Raw genomic sequence first — 17145 nt, 5'->3', positions numbered from 1 at the left:
AAAGAAATCCCTCGTTTCACACAGAAAATGTGTTCGATTCAGGATATCCTTAACGTGGCAGCGAGATTTTGCGCTCTTTTGATGGGCGATAGAGCACCAGCGTTTTACCGATGACCTGTACATTACAGGCGCCGGTTTCGCGCACGATGGCTTCCACGATCAGGTTTTTAGTGTCTCTGTCTTCAGAGGCGATTTTCACCTTGATCAGCTCGTGGTGTTCCAGCGCTTGTTCAATCTCGGCAAGCACCCCTTCGGTCAAACCATTGTTGCCAAGCATCACTACAGGCTTGAGCGGATGTGCCAGACCTTTAAGGTGCTGTTTTTGTTTAGTACTCAGATTCATCGTATATTTTTGCTTACGTTGGGATTGAAAACGGTTCATTCTACCGCCATCTCCCTAATATCGCCAAATAGCTGCGTAGAAATTTACGTCACAGGCAAGCAACGATGAACCAGGACGGAAATGTTAAATGACAGGTAAAAAGCGTTCTGCCAGCTCCAGCCGCTGGCTTCAGGAACACTTTAGCGATAAATATGTTCAACAGGCGCAGAAAAAGGGGTTGCGTTCCCGTGCCTGGTTTAAACTTGATGAAATACAGCAAAGTGACAAACTTTTTAAACCGGGAATGACGGTGGTCGACCTCGGTGCGGCACCTGGCGGATGGTCCCAGTATGCGGTTACGCAGATCGGCGGAACGGGCCGAATCATCGCATGCGATCTTTTACCAATGGATCCCATTGTCGGTGTCGACTTCCTTCAGGGCGACTTTCGTGATGAATTAGTGCTTAAAGCACTACTTGATCGTGTAGGTGACAGTAAGGTCCAGGTTGTCATGTCGGATATGGCGCCAAATATGTGTGGAACACCGGCGGTGGATATCCCCCGCGCCATGTATCTGGTGGAACTAGCGTTAGAAATGTGTCGTGATGTACTAGCGCCTGGTGGTAGTTTTGTTGTGAAGGTGTTTCAGGGCGAAGGTTTCGAGGAGTATCTTAAGGAAATTCGCTCCCTGTTTGCGAAGGTCAAAGTTCGTAAGCCGGACTCTTCCCGGGCCCGTTCCCGTGAAGTGTATATTGTAGCGACCGGGCGAAAATGATAACCGGTAGATTTCAGGCGAAAGTTTGAATGAAACTGGATATAGAGTATCCTGACGCTGTTTTTAACACAGTTGTAATATGAGGTTAATCCCTTGAGTGACATGGCGAAAAACCTAATACTCTGGCTGGTCATTGCCGTTGTGCTGATGTCAGTATTCCAGAGCTTTGGGCCCAGCGAGTCGAATGGCCGCAAGGTGGATTATTCTACCTTCCTGCAAGAGGTCAATCAGGACCAGGTTCGCGAAGCGCGTATCAACGGACGTGAGATCAACGTTACCAAGAAAGATAGTAACCGTTACACGACTTACATCCCGGTGAACGATCCTAAGCTGCTTGATAACCTTCTGACCAAAAACGTCAAAGTGGTAGGCGAGCCGCCGGAAGAACCAAGCCTGCTGGCTTCTATCTTCATTTCCTGGTTCCCGATGCTGCTTCTTATCGGCGTCTGGATCTTCTTTATGCGCCAGATGCAGGGCGGTGGTGGCAAAGGTGCCATGTCGTTCGGTAAGAGCAAGGCGCGTATGCTGACGGAAGACCAGATCAAGACCACGTTTGCTGACGTAGCAGGTTGTGACGAAGCAAAAGAAGAGGTGGGTGAACTGGTTGAATACCTGCGCGAGCCGAGCCGTTTCCAGAAACTGGGCGGTAAGATCCCGAAAGGCGTCCTGATGGTCGGCCCTCCGGGTACCGGTAAAACCCTGCTGGCAAAAGCCATCGCGGGTGAAGCGAAGGTGCCGTTCTTTACTATTTCAGGTTCTGACTTCGTTGAAATGTTCGTGGGTGTCGGTGCATCTCGTGTGCGTGACATGTTCGAGCAGGCTAAGAAGGCAGCACCGTGCATCATCTTCATCGATGAAATCGACGCCGTAGGCCGCCAGCGTGGCGCAGGCCTGGGTGGTGGTCACGATGAACGTGAGCAGACCCTGAACCAGATGCTGGTTGAGATGGACGGCTTCGAAGGTAACGAAGGTATTATCGTTATCGCGGCAACTAACCGTCCGGACGTACTCGACCCTGCGCTGCTGCGTCCAGGCCGTTTTGACCGTCAGGTTGTGGTCGGTCTGCCGGATGTTCGCGGTCGTGAACAGATTCTGAAAGTGCATATGCGACGCGTACCGCTGGCGCCAGATATCGACGCGGCAATCATCGCGCGTGGTACTCCAGGCTTCTCCGGTGCGGATCTGGCTAACCTGGTCAACGAAGCAGCACTGTTTGCCGCTCGCGGTAACAAGCGCGTGGTGTCCATGGTGGAATTCGAGAAAGCGAAAGACAAAATCATGATGGGTGCGGAACGTCGCTCCATGGTGATGACGGAAGCGCAGAAAGAGTCCACGGCATATCACGAAGCGGGCCACGCGATTATCGGTCGTCTGGTGCCGGAACACGATCCGGTGCACAAGGTGACGATTATTCCACGCGGTCGTGCGCTGGGTGTGACCTTCTTCCTGCCTGAAGGCGACGCGATCAGCGCCAGCCGTCAGAAGCTGGAAAGCCAGATTTCAACCCTGTACGGCGGTCGTCTGGCTGAAGAGATTATCTACGGTGCGGAACATGTTTCCACCGGTGCGTCGAACGATATTAAAGTGGCGACAAACCTGGCGCGTAACATGGTGACTCAGTGGGGCTTCTCCGACAAACTCGGTCCGCTGCTGTATGCAGAGGAAGAGGGAGAAGTATTCCTGGGCCGCTCTGTGGCAAAAGCGAAACATATGTCCGATGAAACGGCACGTATCATCGACCAGGAAGTGAAAGCGCTGATTGAACGTAACTACGCTCGCGCCCGTCAGATCCTGAACGACAATATGGACATCCTGCATTCGATGAAAGATGCGCTCATGAAATATGAGACCATCGATGCACCGCAGATTGACGACCTGATGGCGCGCCGCGAAGTGCGTCCGCCGGCAGGCTGGGAAGACCCAGGCGCGTCTAACAATTCTGACAACAATGGCACCCCGCGTGCGCCGCGTCCGGTCGATGAACCGCGTACGCCAAACCCGGGCAACACCATGTCAGAGCAGTTGGGCGACAAGTAAGTCACTGCTGTTGAAGCGTTTGTCTTTATCTCAAACCCTGGAGCTTGCTCCGGGGTTTTTCTTATCTGTTTAACCACATTAATCCCAGGGACTTCACCATGAAACTATTCGCCCAGGACTCGCATCTCGACCTTTCACATCCCCATGTGATGGGGATCCTGAATGTCACGCCTGATTCCTTCTCTGACGGCGGCACGCATAATTCGCTTATCGACGCGGTTAAACACGCGAATTTAATGATTAACGCGGGTGCCACCATCATTGACGTTGGAGGGGAGTCAACGCGGCCTGGCGCGGCGGAGGTTTCGGTGGAAGAAGAGCTGGCGCGCGTGGTGCCGGTGGTGGAGGCTATCGCCCGGCGCTTTGAAGTGTGGATCTCCGTTGATACCTCCAAACCCGAAGTGATCCGTGAAGTGGCGAGAGTGGGCGCTCACATTATCAATGATATCCGCTCGCTGACCGAACCGGGAGCGATTGAAGCCGCCGCAGAAACCGGGCTACCGGTGTGTCTGATGCATATGCAGGGTCAGCCTAAGACAATGCAGGAGGCGCCAAAATATGAAGATGTGTTTGCCGACGTCACCCGCTTCTTTATTGAGCATATCGAACGCTGTGAACGTGCGGGTATCGCAAAAGAGAAATTGCTGCTCGACCCGGGCTTCGGTTTCGGTAAAAATCTCTCACACAATTACGCGTTGCTTGCGCGCTTATCAGAGTTTCATCAGTTCGGCCTGCCACTGCTGGTGGGAATGTCGAGAAAATCGATGATTGGTCAGTTGTTGAATGTCGGGCCGAGCGAACGTCTGAGCGGCAGTCTGGCCTGCGCGGTGATTGCCGCGATGCAAGGTGCACACATCATTCGCGTCCATGACGTAAAAGAAACAGTAGAAGCCATGCGTGTGGTAGAAGCCACACTGGCAGCGAAGGAAAACAAACGCTATGAGTAATCGTAAATATTTTGGTACCGATGGCATCCGTGGGCGCGTAGGCGATGCGCCAATTACCCCTGACTTTGTCCTGAAGCTGGGCTGGGCAGCGGGGAAAGTGCTGGCGCGTCATGGCTCCCGTAAGATCATTATTGGGAAAGATACCCGTATTTCGGGTTATATGCTGGAGTCCGCGCTGGAAGCCGGGCTGGCGGCGGCGGGGCTTTCAGCTTCCTTTACGGGGCCAATGCCGACCCCTGCTGTTGCCTATCTGACCCGCACCTTCCGTGCGGAAGCGGGCATCGTCATTTCAGCTTCCCATAATCCGTTCTATGACAACGGTATCAAATTCTTCTCCATCGACGGCACCAAACTGCCGGATGACGTGGAAGAGGCGATTGAAGCGGAAATGGAAAAAGAGATCACCTGTGTTGACTCCGCTGAGCTGGGTAAAGCAAACCGTATTGTCGATGCCGCAGGCCGCTACATTGAATTCTGCAAAGGCACTTTCCCGAATGAGCTGAGCCTGGCACACCTCAAAATTGTGGTGGACTGTGCCAACGGTGCGACTTACCACATTGCGCCGAATGTGTTCCGCGAGCTGGGTGCGAAAGTGATCACTATCGGCTGCGAGCCGGACGGTCTGAACATCAACGAAGAAGTTGGCGCGACAGACGTGCGTGCCTTGCAGGCGCGTGTCCTGGCTGAAAAGGCCGATCTGGGTATTGCCCTGGATGGCGATGGTGACCGTGTGATCATGGTTGACCACGAAGGTAACAAGGTCGATGGCGATCAGATCCTCTACATCATTGCGCGTGAAGGCCTGCGTCAGGGGCAGCTGCGCGGTGGCGCGGTCGGTACGCTTATGAGCAACATGGGACTCGAACTGGCGCTGAAACAGCTGGGCATCCCGTTTGTCCGTGCGAAAGTGGGTGACCGCTACGTGCTGGAAAAACTTCAGGAGAAAAGCTGGCGTATTGGCGCGGAAAACTCCGGCCACGTGATCCTGCTTGATAAAACCACCACCGGTGACGGTATTGTGGCGGCGCTTCAGGTTGTTGCCGCGATGGCGCGTAACCATATGAGCCTGCACGATCTGTGCAGCGGCATGAAAATGTTCCCGCAGATTCTGGTTAATGTGCGTTTCACCGCGGGTAAAGGCGACCCGCTGGAAAATGATAACGTGAAAGCGGTGATGGCAGAGGTGGAAGCGACTCTTGGCAGCCGTGGGCGCGTCCTGCTGCGTAAGTCGGGTACCGAGCCGCTGATCCGCGTGATGGTGGAAGGCGAAGACGAAGCGCAGGTAACTGAATTTGCGCACCGCATTGCGGATGCAGTCAAAGCTGCATAATCTTTCAGAATAAGTGTTTAAAAAGGCGGCGTTTGCCGCCTTTGTTTTAAGCAATGAATGGCTTTTTGCTGTTTTTTTCCGCAGTTGATACAATGCCTCGAAAATGCCCTTGCGAAGGTGATTCGCTTTGGTTAGTATTCACACCCGCTTCAGTGGGAAACAAAATCCTGCTAATTGGTCGAAGCATTGGTATGCGGCAAATCCGCAAGGAACAGGTTGATTATGTACGAAGCTCTTTTAGTTATTTTCCTTATTGTAGCCATCGCTCTCGTAGCGCTGATTATGCTACAGCAAGGTAAAGGCGCTGATATGGGAGCCTCCTTCGGAGCAGGCGCTTCCGGTACGCTGTTCGGTTCAAGTGGTTCTGCGAACTTCATGACCCGTACGACGGCGATTCTGGCTACGCTGTTCTTCATCATCAGTCTGGTGCTGGGCAATATCAACAGCAACAAGACCAGTAAAGGAAGCGAGTGGGAAAATCTGAGCGCGCCAGCAAAAACTGAGCAAACTCAGCCAGCTGCACCGGCTAAGCCAACCAGCGATATCCCGCAGTAAGTATTCCGTACCGAGGTGGTGGAATTGGTAGACACGCTACCTTGAGGTGGTAGTGCCCTAACGGGCTTGTGGGTTCGAGTCCCATCCTCGGTACCAATATTCCAGAAGAAAGACGTCGCAAGACGTCTTTTTTTTCGTGTGTACATTCTGTGTATCCGATCTTTTGTAGGGCGGGTAAGCGCAGCGCCATCCGCCGTTTTGCCCGGTGGCGCTGCGCTTACCGGGCCTACGAAGAGCATAAAAAAGGCGCCCAATGGGCGCCTTTTGCATGACTTGCTGTCGATTATTTCTTATCGCTGTGTTTCAGGTTCTCAACCTGAGGGAGGCCATTACCGGAACTGGCGGAGAGCAGGCCATTCTCAACATAGTTGAACAGCTTCTCACGGGTATCGGTGATGTCCAGGTTACGCATGGTCAGCTGGCCAATACGATCGTCCGGAGAGAACACTGACTCACCTTTCTCCATGGTCAGACGCTCTGCTTTATAGGTCAGGTTGTCAGACACGGTATTGAGGATGGAGTAATCATTGCCGCGACGCAGTTCCAGCGTCACTTCGCCGGTGATTGCGCTTGCCACCCAACGTTGCAGGGCGTCACGCAGCATCAGCGCCTGTGGATCAAACCAGCGACCCTGATACAGCAGTTTGCCCAGCTGACGGCCATGAGAGTGATACTGCTCGATGGTGTCTTCGTTGTGAATACCGGTCAGCAGACGCTCGTAAGCGATGTGCAGCAGCGCCATCCCCGGCGCTTCGTAAATGCCACGGCTTTTCGCTTCGATGATACGGTTTTCGATCTGATCGCTCATACCCAGACCGTGACGACCGCCGATGCGGTTTGCTTCCAGCATCAGTTCAACATCGTCGGAGAAGGTTTTACCGTTCAGGGCAACCGGATGACCACGTTCGAAACGCACGGTCACTTCTTCCGCCGGGATCTTCACGTTCTCATCCCAGAACTTCACGCCCATGATCGGGTTAACAATTTTTACGCTGGAGTTCAGGAATTCCAGGTCTTTCGCTTCGTGCGTCGCACCCAGCATGTTGGAGTCGGTGGAGTAGGCTTTCTCAACGGACATCTTGTAGTCAAAGCCGCAGGCAATCATAAACTCAGACATTTCATGACGGCCACCCAGCTCGTCGATGAAGTCGGTATCCAGCCACGGTTTGTAGATCTGCAACTCGGCGTTGGTCAGCAGGCCATAACGATAGAAACGTTCAATATCGTTGCCTTTATAGGTGCTACCGTCCCCCCAGATGTTCACGCCATCTTCTTTCATGGCGGCGACCAGCATAGTGCCGGTGACGGCACGACCCAGCGGGGTGGTATTGAAATAGGTCAGGCCGCCGGTCGTATTATGGAAAGCACCGCACTGGATCGCGGCAATCCCTTCGGCAACCAGCTGCTTACGGCAGTCGATCAGACGTGCGTTCTCTGCGCCATATTCCATGGCACGACGAGGGATCGCGTCATAATCTTCCTCGTCCGGCTGACCCAGGTTCGCAGTATATGCATAAGGAACCGCTCCCTTCTGGCGCATCCACAGCAGTGCAGCGCTGGTATCCAGGCCGCCAGAAAAAGCGATGCCAATACGTTGTCCTACCGGGAGATGCTTGAGAATCGTCGTCATATAATAAAACCCTGCTTGATTGACTGATTAGAGACCGCTTTCGCTCTCGATGCATGTTTATGCAAAATAAGTGAGTATTCATTTAATCATCTTTTATCGACGACCGAAAGAGACGTGTGCGTTTTTTGTAAAAATTTCCCTTTTATTGCCCTGGCTGAAGTTGGGTTGACAGGTGGGGTCAACTATCAATATACTGAACGCCGATTTTACGTCCCGTCTTCGGTACCAAATCCCAGCATTATTTGCAAATTCTGTCCAAAACGCGTAGAATTTGCCACGTTTCAGGCGCGGGGTGGAGCAGCCTGGTAGCTCGTCGGGCTCATAACCCGAAGGTCGTCGGTTCAAATCCGGCCCCCGCAACCACTTTCCCATAAAGTTCTTTTTCAAATATACTGTGAAGACTTAGAGCCTTCGTAGCTGGATTTGAAAAAATGCTTTCGGAGAGTGCTCCAGGCCACAGTTGTGGCTATAGGGTTCAGTTATCTAAAGCCCCGATTTATCGGGGTTTTTTGTTATCTGACTACAGAATAACTGGGCTTTACGCCCTTTTTTTATGTCTTGGGGGTGGGCTTGTCCACATTAGAGCAAAAATTAACAGAGATGATTACTGCGCCGGTCGAAGCACTGGGCTACGAACTGGTCGGCATCGAATTCGTTCGCGGCCGTACATCCACACTGCGCATCTATATTGATAGTGAAGATGGCATCAATGTTGATGATTGTGCTGATGTCAGCCACCAGGTGAGTGCGGTTCTTGATGTTGAAGATCCGATTACCGTTGCGTACAACCTGGAAGTTTCCTCACCTGGCCTCGATCGTCCGATGTTCACGGCCGAGCACTACGTGCGCTTTACCGGTGAAGAAGTGGCTCTCGTTCTGCGTATGGCCGTACAGAACCGCCGTAAATGGCAGGGAATTATCAAAGCCGTTGATGGTGAAATGATCACGGTGACAGTCGAAGGCAAAGATGAAGTGTTCGCGCTGAGTAATATCCAGAAGGCGAACCTGGTTCCCCACTTTTAACAGTCTGGATTGAGGTGAAAAGCCCGCGATGAACAAAGAAATTTTGGCTGTTGTTGAAGCCGTCTCCAACGAGAAATCACTGCCGCGTGAGAAGATTTTCGAAGCGCTGGAAAGTGCACTGGCTACAGCAACCAAGAAAAAATACGAACAAGAGATCGATGTTCGCGTAGAAATCGATCGTAAAAGCGGTGACTTCGATACATTCCGTCGTTGGGTAATCGTAGAAGAAGTGACCCAACCGACCAAAGAGATCACCCTGGAAGCGGCACGTTTTGAAGACGAAAGTCTGAACGTGGGTGACTACGTTGAAGATCAGATTGAATCTGTTACCTTCGACCGTATCACCACCCAGACCGCGAAGCAGGTTATCGTGCAGAAAGTTCGCGAAGCCGAGCGCGCGCTGGTTGTCGATCAGTTCCGCGATCAGGAAGGCGAAATCATCACTGGTGTGGTGAAGAAAGTGAACCGCGACAACATCTCTCTGGAGATCAAATCCGAAGGGCTGCCGGGTAACGCTGAAGCCGTGATCCTGCGTGAAGACATGCTGCCGCGTGAAAACTTCCGCCCAGGCGACCGTATTCGTGGTGTGCTGTATGCCGTACGTCCTGAAGCGCGTGGTGCACAGCTGTTCGTGACGCGTTCTAAACCAGAAATGCTGGTTGAACTGTTCCGTATCGAAGTGCCGGAAATCGGCGAAGAAGTTATCGAAATCAAAGCGGCGGCCCGCGATCCGGGTTCCCGTGCGAAAATTGCGGTGAAAACCAACGACAAGCGTATCGACCCGGTCGGTGCTTGCGTCGGTATGCGTGGCGCACGTGTTCAGGCGGTTTCTACCGAACTGGGCGGCGAGCGCATTGATATCGTTCTGTGGGACGATAACCCGGCGCAGTTCGTGATCAACGCAATGGCACCGGCTGATGTGGCGTCTATCGTTGTTGACGAAGACAAACACACCATGGATATCGCTGTAGAAGCGGGCAACCTGGCGCAGGCGATTGGCCGTAACGGTCAGAACGTACGTCTGGCGTCACAGCTGAGCGGCTGGGAACTCAACGTGATGACCGTTGATGACCTTCAGGCCAAGCATCAGGCTGAAGCCCACGCGGCGATCGATACCTTCACCAAATACCTGGACATTGACGAAGACTTCGCCACTGTGCTGGTTGAAGAAGGTTTCTCTACGCTGGAAGAACTGGCCTACGTGCCAATGAAAGAGCTGCTGGAAATTGACGGTCTGGATGAACCAACCGTTGAAGCCCTGCGTGAACGCGCTAAAAACGCACTGACCACCCTGGCGCTGGCTCAGGAAGAAAGCCTTGGCGATAAGAAGCCGGCTGATGACCTGCTGAATCTGGAAGGTCTTGATCGTGCGATTGCGTTCAAGCTGGCTGCCCGTGGTGTTTGTACGCTGGAAGATCTCGCTGAGCAAGGCGTTGATGACCTGGCCGATATCGAAGGTTTAACCGACGAGAAAGCCGGCGAACTCATCATGGCCGCACGTAATATTTGCTGGTTCGGCGACGAAGCGTAATAAACTGTAGCAGGAAGGAACAGCATGACTGATGTAACTGTAAAATCGCTGGCTGCTGAGATTCAGACCTCCGTGGACCGCCTGGTACAGCAATTTGCTGATGCAGGGATCCCGAAGTCCGCTGATGACTCGGTGACCGCGCAAGAAAAACAAACCTTGTTAGCGCACCTGAACCGTGAACACGGCTCTACGCCTGACAAGTTAACGCTACAGCGTAAAACGCGTAGCACGTTGAACATCCCTGGTACCGGTGGCAAAAGCAAGTCGGTACAAATTGAAGTCCGCAAGACGCGCACCTTTGTAAAACGTGATCCGCAAGAGGCAGAACGCCTTGCCGCGGAAGAGCAGGCACAGCGTGAAGCGGAAGAACAAGCTCAGCGTGAGGCAGAAGCCACTGCCAAACGTGAAGCAGAATTAAAAGCTGAACGTGAGGCCGCAGAAAAAGCGAAACGCGACGCCGGTGAAAAAGCGAAGCGTGACGCTGCGGAAAAAGACAAAGTGAGCAATCAACAGACCGACGAAATGACCAAAACTGCCCAGGCTGAAAAAGCCCGCCGTGAAAATGAAGCTGCCGAGCTGAAGCGTAAAGCGGAAGAAGAAGCCCGCCGCAAGCTTGAAGAAGAAGCTCGCCGCGTCGCCGAAGAAGCGCGTCGCATGGCAGAAGAAAACGAGAAGAACGGTGTGAATACCGCTGAACCAACTGAAGATACCAGCGATTATCACGTCACCACGTCTCAGCATGCGCGTCAGGCAGAAGACGACAACGACCGCGAAGTTGAAGGTGGCCGTGGCCGTACTCGCAGTGCAAAAGCTGCGCGTCCTGCGAAAAAAGGTAACAAACACGCTGAATCAAAAGCTGACCGTGAAGAAGCGCGTGCAGCGGTTCGCGGCGGTAAAGGCGGCAAGCGTAAAGGTTCCGCTCTCCAGCAGGGCTTCCAGAAGCCTGCTCAGGCCGTTAACCGTGACGTTGTGATCGGCGAAACCATCACCGTTGGCGAACTGGCTAACAAGATGGCGGTGAAAGGCTCTCAGGTCATCAAAGCGATGATGAAACTGGGCGCAATGGCCACCATCAACCAGGTCATCGACCAGGAAACCGCACAGCTGGTTGCCGAAGAGATGGGTCACAAAGTTATCCTGCGTCGTGAAAACGAGCTGGAAGAAGCAGTAATGAGCGACCGTGATACGGGCGCAGCGGCTGAACCGCGCGCACCGGTCGTGACCATCATGGGTCACGTTGACCACGGTAAAACCTCTCTGCTTGACTACATTCGTTCTACTAAGGTTGCCTCCGGCGAAGCGGGTGGTATTACCCAGCACATCGGTGCTTACCACGTAGAAACCGAAAACGGCATGATCACCTTCCTGGATACCCCAGGCCACGCAGCGTTTACTTCAATGCGTGCTCGTGGTGCTCAGGCAACGGATATCGTTGTTCTGGTTGTTGCTGCCGACGATGGCGTGATGCCACAGACCATTGAAGCTATCCAGCACGCGAAAGCGGCGCAGGTGCCTCTGGTTGTCGCAGTTAACAAAATCGATAAGCCAGAAGCCGATATGGATCGCGTGAAGAACGAACTGTCCCAGTACGGCGTTATGCCGGAAGAGTGGGGCGGTGAAGCGCAGTTCATCCCTGTATCTGCAAAAGCAGGTACCGGTATCGACGACCTGCTGAACGCTATCCTGCTTCAGGCTGAAGTTCTGGAGCTGAAAGCGGTTCGTAAAGGTATGGCGAGCGGCGCGGTAATCGAATCCTTCCTGGATAAAGGTCGTGGTCCGGTTGCAACCGTTCTGGTTCGCGAAGGTACTCTGCACAAGGGCGACATCGTTCTGTGTGGTTTCGAATACGGTCGCGTTCGTGCGATGCGTAACGAACTGGGTCAGGAAGTGCTGGAAGCGGGTCCGTCCATTCCAGTGGAAATTCTCGGCCTGTCCGGTGTTCCGGCTGCCGGTGACGAAGTCACCGTGGTACGTGACGAGAAGAAAGCGCGTGAAGTCGCTCTGTATCGTCAGGGTAAATTCCGTGAAGTGAAGCTGGCTCGTCAGCAGAAATCTAAACTCGAGAACATGTTTGCCAACATGACCGAAGGCGAAGTTCACGAAGTGAACATCGTTCTGAAAGCGGACGTTCAGGGTTCTGTGGAAGCGATCTCCGACTCCTTGCTGAAACTGTCTACCGACGAAGTGAAAGTGAAGATCATCGGTTCTGGCGTAGGTGGTATCACCGAAACCGACGCAACCCTGGCAGCAGCGTCCAACGCGATCCTGGTTGGCTTCAACGTTCGTGCTGACGCATCTGCGCGTAAAGTGATTGATGCTGAAAGCCTGGATCTGCGTTACTACTCCGTCATCTATAACCTGATTGACGAAGTGAAAGCAGCGATGAGCGGCATGCTGTCTCCTGAGCTGAAACAGCAGATCATCGGTCTGGCTGAAGTACGTGACGTGTTCAAATCACCGAAATTCGGTGCGATCGCGGGCTGTATGGTTACCGAAGGGACCATCAAGCGTCACAACCCAATCCGCGTACTGCGTGACAACGTGGTTATCTACGAAGGTGAGCTGGAATCCCTGCGCCGCTTCAAAGATGACGTTAACGAAGTCCGTAACGGCATGGAATGTGGTATCGGCGTGAAGAACTACAACGACGTTCGCGTTGGCGATATGATCGAAGTGTTCGAGATCATCGAAATTCAGCGTACCATCGCGTAATCTTCGTCAACTGAAGAGTAATTAGCGTAGGCCGGGTAAGCGAAGCGCCACCCGGCAGTAATTTTAAAAAGGGGCTTAAGCCCCTTTTTTGTCTGGAGAATTTATTATGGCGAAAGAATTTGGTCGCCCACAGCGCGTCGCGCAGGAGATGCAGAAAGAGATCGCTCTCATTCTGCAACGTGAAATCAAAGATCCACGCGTGGGTATGATGACCACCGTGTCTGGCGTGGAAATGTCCCGCGACCTGGCGTACGCCAAAGTGTTTGTTACTTTCCTGAATGACCAGGATGAAGACGCCGTGAAGAACGGCATTAAAGCGTTGCAGGAAGCCTCTGGTTTCATCCGCTCTCTGCTTGGCAAAGCAATGCGCCTGCGTATCGTGCCAGAGCTGACCTTCTTCTACGACAACTCGCTGGTTGAAGGTATGCGTATGTCCAACCTGGTGACCAGCGTGGTGAAACATGACGATGAGCGTCGTGTTAACCCGGCGGACGACAGCAAGGAGGACTGATGAGTCGTCCTCGTCGTCGCGGTCGTGACGTGCATGGCGTGCTGTTGCTGGATAAACCACAGGGCGCATCCAGCAACGACGTGCTGCAAAAAGTGAAGCGTATTTATAACGCCAACCGTGCAGGACACACTGGCGCGCTGGATCCGCTGGCAACCGGCATGCTGCCGATCTGCCTGGGGGAAGCGACAAAGTTTTCCCAGTACCTGCTGGATTCGGATAAGCGCTACCGCGTGATTGCCAAACTGGGCCAGCGCACGGATACCTCTGATGCAGATGGCCTGGTGGTGGAAGAGCGCCCGGTGACCTTCAGCGCGGAGCAACTTGATGCGGCGCTGGACAGCTTCCGTGGTGATACGCTACAGGTGCCGTCGATGTATTCGGCGCTGAAATATCAGGGCAAAAAGCTCTACGAATATGCGCGTCAGGGCATTGAGGTTCCGCGTGAAGCTCGTCCGATTACCGTGTATGAGTTGCTGTTCATTCGCCACGAAGGTGATGAACTCGAGCTGGAAGTACACTGTTCGAAAGGGACCTATATCCGCACCATCATTGATGACCTCGGTGAAAAGCTGGGCTGCGGCGCGCATGTGATTTATCTGCGTCGTCTGGCGGTCAGCAAATATCCGGTCGAACGCATGGTGACGCTTGAGCATCTGCACGCCCTGGTTGAGCAGGCGCAAGCGCAGGGCGTTGCGCCTGCCGATCTGCTGGACCCGCTGCTGATGCCAATGGACAGTCCGGCAGTGGACTTCCCGGTTGTTAATCTTCCTTTAACATCGTCCGTTTACTTTAAGAACGGAAACCCGGTTCGCACATCGGGGGCGCCGCTTGAGGGCCTGGTACGCGTGACGGAAGGTGACGAAGGGAAATTCATCGGTATGGGCGAAATGGACGGCGAAGGGCGTGTGGCGCCGCGTCGTCTGGTCGTCGAATATCCGGTCGAAGCGTGACGGTGATAACGCCTCACCTTGCGATAAGCAGGGGAGACGAGTAGAATATCGCCGCTTAACGCCTGGTAAATTGTTTAACAATCTGCGGGGCGTACATGGGATAGCTGAATTAGAGATCGGCATCCTTACATTCTTTATACTTTGGAGTTTGAAAATGTCTCTAAGCGTTGAAGCTAAAGCTAAAATCGTTTCTGAGTTTGGTCGTGGTACTAACGACAGCGGTTCTACCGAAGTTCAGGTTGCACTGCTGACTGCACAGATTAACCACCTGCAAGGTCACTTTGCAGAGCACAAAAAAGATCACCACAGCCGTCGTGGTCTGCTGCGTATGGTTTCTCAGCGTCGTAAACTGCTCGACTACCTGAAGCGTAAAGATGTTGCACGCTACACCGCGCTGATCGAGCGTCTGGGCCTGCGTCGCTAATTCTTGCGAGTTTCAGAAAAGGGGGCCTGATGGCCCCTTTTTTCAACCAGACGGCAGCAATTCAATGGAAACTATTGTATTGTTGCTATAAATGATCTTCATTGCAGAGGTTCGCGCGGCTAATGAGAGGCTTCACCCATGGGGGTGTCGGTTGTCATTAGTCGCGAGGATGCGAAGAAGGTCGGGTTAAATCGTCAGCACACCTGAGGTGTGCTTTCAAACATTTAAGAAAGGACAGAATTTTGCTGAATCCGATCGTTCGTAAATTCCAGTATGGTCAGCATACCGTCACGCTGGAAACCGGCATGATGGCGCGTCAGGCTACTGCTGCCGTTATGGTAAGCATGGATGACACTGCTGTATTCGTTACCGTAGTTGGCCAGAAAAAAGCTAAACCAGGTCAGGACTTCTTCCCACTGACCGTTAACTACCAGGAGCGTACCTACGCTGCCGGTAAAATCCCGGGTGGCTTCTTCCGTCGTGAAGGCCGTCCAAGCGAAGGCGAAACCCTGATCGCGCGTCTGATTGACCGCCCGGTTCGTCCGCTGTTCCCGGAAGGCTTCGTAAACGAAGTTCAGGTTATTGCGACCGTTGTTTCCGTTAACCCACAGGTTAACCCGGACATCGTTGCTATGATCGGCGCATCTGCGGCCCTGTCACTGTCTGGTATTCCATTCAATGGCCCAATCGGTTCCGCGCGCGTTGGCTACATCAACGACCAGTACGTACTGAACCCAACTCAGGAAGAGCTGAAAGAGAGTAAGCTGGACCTGGTTGTTGCCGGTACTGAAGCAGCGGTTCTGATGGTTGAATCCGAAGCTGAACTGCTGAGCGAAGATCAGATGCTGGGCGCTGTGGTATTTGGCCACGAGCAGCAGCAGATCGTTATTCAGAACATCAACGACCTGGTGAAAGAAGCCGGTAAACCACGTTGGGACTGGCAGCCAGAAGCGGTGAACGAGGCGCTGAACGCACGCGTTGCTGCACTGGCAGAATCTCGTCTGAGCGACGCATACCGCATCACCGACAAACAGGAGCGCTATGCTCAGGTTGATGTGATCAAATCTGAAGTGACCGCGACCCTGGTTGCCGAAGACGAAACGCTGGACGCTAACGAGATTGGCGAAATCCTGCACGCCATCGAGAAAAACGTTGTTCGTAGCCGCGTCCTGGCAGGCGAGCCGCGTATCGATGGCCGTGAAAAAGACATGATCCGTGGTCTGGACGTGCGTACTGGCGTACTGCCACGTACTCACGGTTCTGCGCTGTTCACCCGTGGTGAAACGCAGGCGCTGGTAACCGCGACCCTGGGTACCGCACGTGACGCACAGATCATCGACGAACTGATGGGCGAGCGTACTGACAGCTTCCTGTTCCACTACAACTTCCCTCCGTACTCTGTGGGCGAAACCGGTATGGTTGGCTCACCGAAGCGTCGTGAAATTGGTCACGGTCGTCTGGCGAAGCGCGGCGTGCTGGCAGTGATGCCAGAAGCAGACAAATTCCCGTACACCGTACGTGTGGTGTCTGAAATCACCGAATCCAACGGTTCCTCTTCTATGGCTTCCGTGTGTGGTGCCTCTCTGGCGCTGATGGATGCAGGCGTGCCAATTAAAGCCGCCGTTGCGGGTATCGCAATGGGTCTGGTGAAAGAGGGCGACAACTACGTTGTTCTGTCTGACATTCTGGGCGACGAAGACCACCTGGGCGATATGGACTTCAAAGTAGCGGGTTCCCGTGACGGTATCTCTGCCTTGCAGATGGATATCAAAATTGAAGGTATCACCAAAGAGATCATGCAGGTTGCTCTGAACCAGGCTAAAGGTGCGCGTCTGCACATCCTGGGCGTGATGGAACAGGCGATTAATGCGCCGCGTGGCGACATTTCTCAGTTCGCTCCACGTATCCACACCATCAAGATCAATCCAGACAAGATCAAAGATGTTATCGGTAAGGGCGGTTCTGTTATCCGTGCACTGACCGAAGAAACGGGCACCACCATCGAAATCGAAGATGACGGTACTGTGAAAATCGCAGCAACCGACGGCGAGAAAGCGAAATACGCTATCCGTCGTATCGAAGAGATCACGGCAGAAATCGAAGTGGGCCGTATCTACAATGGTAAAGTGACCCGTATCGTTGACTTTGGCGCATTCGTTGCCATCGGTGGCGGTAAAGAAGGTCTGGTACACATCTCTCAGATCGCTGACAAGCGCGTTGAGAAAGTGACCGATTACCTGCAAATGGGTCAGGAAGTACCGGTGAAAGTTCTGGAAGTTGACCGCCAGGGCCGTATCCGTCTGAGCATTAAAGAAGCAACCGAGCAGTCTCAGCCTGCTGCGGCACCGGAAGCCCCGGCTGCTGAACAGCAAGGCGAGTAAGGTTGCCATTTGCCCTC

The 17145-nt window shown here is 53.4% G+C and carries 14 protein-coding genes and 2 tRNA genes; 14 read left to right on the top strand and 2 right to left on the bottom strand.

What is annotated here, in order from left to right; genetic code table 11:
* Window positions 1–49: 49 nt before the first annotated feature.
* Window positions 50–343, bottom strand: coding sequence for a ribosome assembly RNA-binding protein YhbY (gene yhbY, locus ACQG1Y_RS20810; RefSeq protein ID WP_003861814.1), 294 nt, complete (start codon window positions 341–343; stop codon window positions 50–52).
* Window positions 344–470: 127 nt separating this feature from the next.
* Here yhbY and rlmE point away from each other — a divergent pair, with 127 nt between their 5' ends.
* The 6 genes from rlmE to ACQG1Y_RS20780 all read left to right on the top strand — a co-directional run bounded on the left by rlmE (window position 471) and on the right by ACQG1Y_RS20780 (window position 6062).
* Window positions 471–1097: a 23S rRNA (uridine(2552)-2'-O)-methyltransferase RlmE gene (rlmE, locus tag ACQG1Y_RS20805; RefSeq protein ID WP_003861812.1), complete on the top strand. Its 627-nt coding sequence runs from the start codon at window positions 471–473 to the stop codon at window positions 1095–1097.
* Window positions 1098–1199: 102 nt separating this feature from the next.
* Window positions 1200–3134: an ATP-dependent zinc metalloprotease FtsH gene (ftsH, locus tag ACQG1Y_RS20800; protein WP_003861810.1), complete on the top strand. Its 1935-nt coding sequence runs from the start codon at window positions 1200–1202 to the stop codon at window positions 3132–3134.
* A 98-nt stretch (window positions 3135–3232) separates the two neighbouring features.
* Window positions 3233–4081: a dihydropteroate synthase gene (gene folP / locus ACQG1Y_RS20795; protein ID WP_003861807.1), complete on the top strand. Its 849-nt coding sequence runs from the start codon at window positions 3233–3235 to the stop codon at window positions 4079–4081.
* On the top strand, window positions 4074–5411 hold the full coding sequence (gene glmM / locus ACQG1Y_RS20790) for a phosphoglucosamine mutase (protein ID WP_045343286.1): 1338 nt from the start codon (window positions 4074–4076) through the stop codon (window positions 5409–5411). Before folP ends, glmM begins: the two co-directional genes overlap by 8 nt.
* Window positions 5412–5633: 222 nt before the next feature.
* Complete coding sequence (secG, locus tag ACQG1Y_RS20785) at window positions 5634–5966, top strand: preprotein translocase subunit SecG (RefSeq protein ID WP_003861803.1); 333 nt, start codon at window positions 5634–5636, stop codon at window positions 5964–5966.
* Window positions 5967–5975: 9 nt separating this feature from the next.
* Window positions 5976–6062, top strand: a tRNA-Leu gene (locus ACQG1Y_RS20780).
* Between the two features lie 187 nt (window positions 6063–6249).
* Here the strand turns inward: ACQG1Y_RS20780 and argG are convergent.
* On the bottom strand, window positions 6250–7596 hold the full coding sequence (argG, locus tag ACQG1Y_RS20775) for an argininosuccinate synthase (RefSeq protein ID WP_047062670.1): 1347 nt from the start codon (window positions 7594–7596) through the stop codon (window positions 6250–6252).
* A 286-nt stretch (window positions 7597–7882) separates the two neighbouring features.
* Here argG and ACQG1Y_RS20770 point away from each other — a divergent pair.
* From ACQG1Y_RS20770 to pnp, 8 genes are all read left to right on the top strand, one after another.
* Window positions 7883–7959: transfer RNA gene (locus ACQG1Y_RS20770), tRNA-Met, on the top strand.
* Window positions 7960–8166: 207 nt separating this feature from the next.
* Entirely contained in the window at window positions 8167–8619 is a 453-nt protein-coding gene (gene rimP / locus ACQG1Y_RS20765; RefSeq protein ID WP_014833432.1) for a ribosome maturation factor RimP, read from the top strand.
* Between the two features lie 28 nt (window positions 8620–8647).
* Complete coding sequence (nusA, locus tag ACQG1Y_RS20760; protein ID WP_003861798.1) at window positions 8648–10150, top strand: transcription termination factor NusA; 1503 nt, start codon at window positions 8648–8650, stop codon at window positions 10148–10150.
* A gap of 24 nt (window positions 10151–10174) precedes the next feature.
* Window positions 10175–12862 (top strand): translation initiation factor IF-2, encoded by a 2688-nt coding sequence (gene infB / locus ACQG1Y_RS20755; protein ID WP_006812117.1) that lies wholly within the window; start codon window positions 10175–10177, stop codon window positions 12860–12862.
* Between the two features lie 106 nt (window positions 12863–12968).
* The gene (gene rbfA / locus ACQG1Y_RS20750; protein WP_003861793.1) at window positions 12969–13373 is read left to right on the top strand and encodes a 30S ribosome-binding factor RbfA; all 405 of its coding nucleotides are present in this window, start codon (window positions 12969–12971) and stop codon (window positions 13371–13373) included.
* Window positions 13373–14323: a tRNA pseudouridine(55) synthase TruB gene (gene truB, locus ACQG1Y_RS20745; RefSeq protein WP_017693918.1), complete on the top strand. Its 951-nt coding sequence runs from the start codon at window positions 13373–13375 to the stop codon at window positions 14321–14323. The genes rbfA and truB overlap by 1 nt, the downstream gene beginning before the upstream one ends.
* Before the next feature lie 154 nt (window positions 14324–14477).
* Window positions 14478–14747, top strand: coding sequence for a 30S ribosomal protein S15 (gene rpsO / locus ACQG1Y_RS20740; RefSeq protein ID WP_003861789.1), 270 nt, complete (start codon window positions 14478–14480; stop codon window positions 14745–14747).
* A 242-nt stretch (window positions 14748–14989) separates the two neighbouring features.
* Entirely contained in the window at window positions 14990–17128 is a 2139-nt protein-coding gene (gene pnp / locus ACQG1Y_RS20735; RefSeq protein ID WP_017693919.1) for a polyribonucleotide nucleotidyltransferase, read from the top strand.
* Window positions 17129–17145: the final 17 nt, after the last annotated feature.

The organism is Enterobacter cloacae complex sp. 397G4 (assembly GCF_050031515.1).
GTDB lineage: Bacteria > Pseudomonadota > Gammaproteobacteria > Enterobacterales > Enterobacteriaceae > Enterobacter > Enterobacter hormaechei_C.
Note: the sequence above shows the minus strand (reverse complement) of the source record. Positions and strands in the feature narration are given on the sequence as shown.

Bases quoted from the DNA above. Each gene is read 5' to 3' on its own strand.
- yhbY (WP_003861814.1), bottom strand. From the start codon at position 343: ATGAATCTGAGTACTAAACAAAAACAGCACCTTAAAGGTCTGGCACAT.
- rlmE (WP_003861812.1), top strand. From the start codon at position 471: ATGACAGGTAAAAAGCGTTCTGCCAGCTCCAGCCGCTGGCTTCAGGAA.
- ftsH (WP_003861810.1), top strand. From the start codon at position 1,200: ATGGCGAAAAACCTAATACTCTGGCTGGTCATTGCCGTTGTGCTGATG.
- folP (WP_003861807.1), top strand. From the start codon at position 3,233: ATGAAACTATTCGCCCAGGACTCGCATCTCGACCTTTCACATCCCCAT.
- glmM (WP_045343286.1), top strand. From the start codon at position 4,074: ATGAGTAATCGTAAATATTTTGGTACCGATGGCATCCGTGGGCGCGTA.
- secG (WP_003861803.1), top strand. From the start codon at position 5,634: ATGTACGAAGCTCTTTTAGTTATTTTCCTTATTGTAGCCATCGCTCTC.
- argG (WP_047062670.1), bottom strand. From the start codon at position 7,596: ATGACGACGATTCTCAAGCATCTCCCGGTAGGACAACGTATTGGCATC.
- nusA (WP_003861798.1), top strand. From the start codon at position 8,648: ATGAACAAAGAAATTTTGGCTGTTGTTGAAGCCGTCTCCAACGAGAAA.
- infB (WP_006812117.1), top strand. From the start codon at position 10,175: ATGACTGATGTAACTGTAAAATCGCTGGCTGCTGAGATTCAGACCTCC.
- rbfA (WP_003861793.1), top strand. From the start codon at position 12,969: ATGGCGAAAGAATTTGGTCGCCCACAGCGCGTCGCGCAGGAGATGCAG.
- truB (WP_017693918.1), top strand. From the start codon at position 13,373: ATGAGTCGTCCTCGTCGTCGCGGTCGTGACGTGCATGGCGTGCTGTTG.
- rpsO (WP_003861789.1), top strand. From the start codon at position 14,478: ATGTCTCTAAGCGTTGAAGCTAAAGCTAAAATCGTTTCTGAGTTTGGT.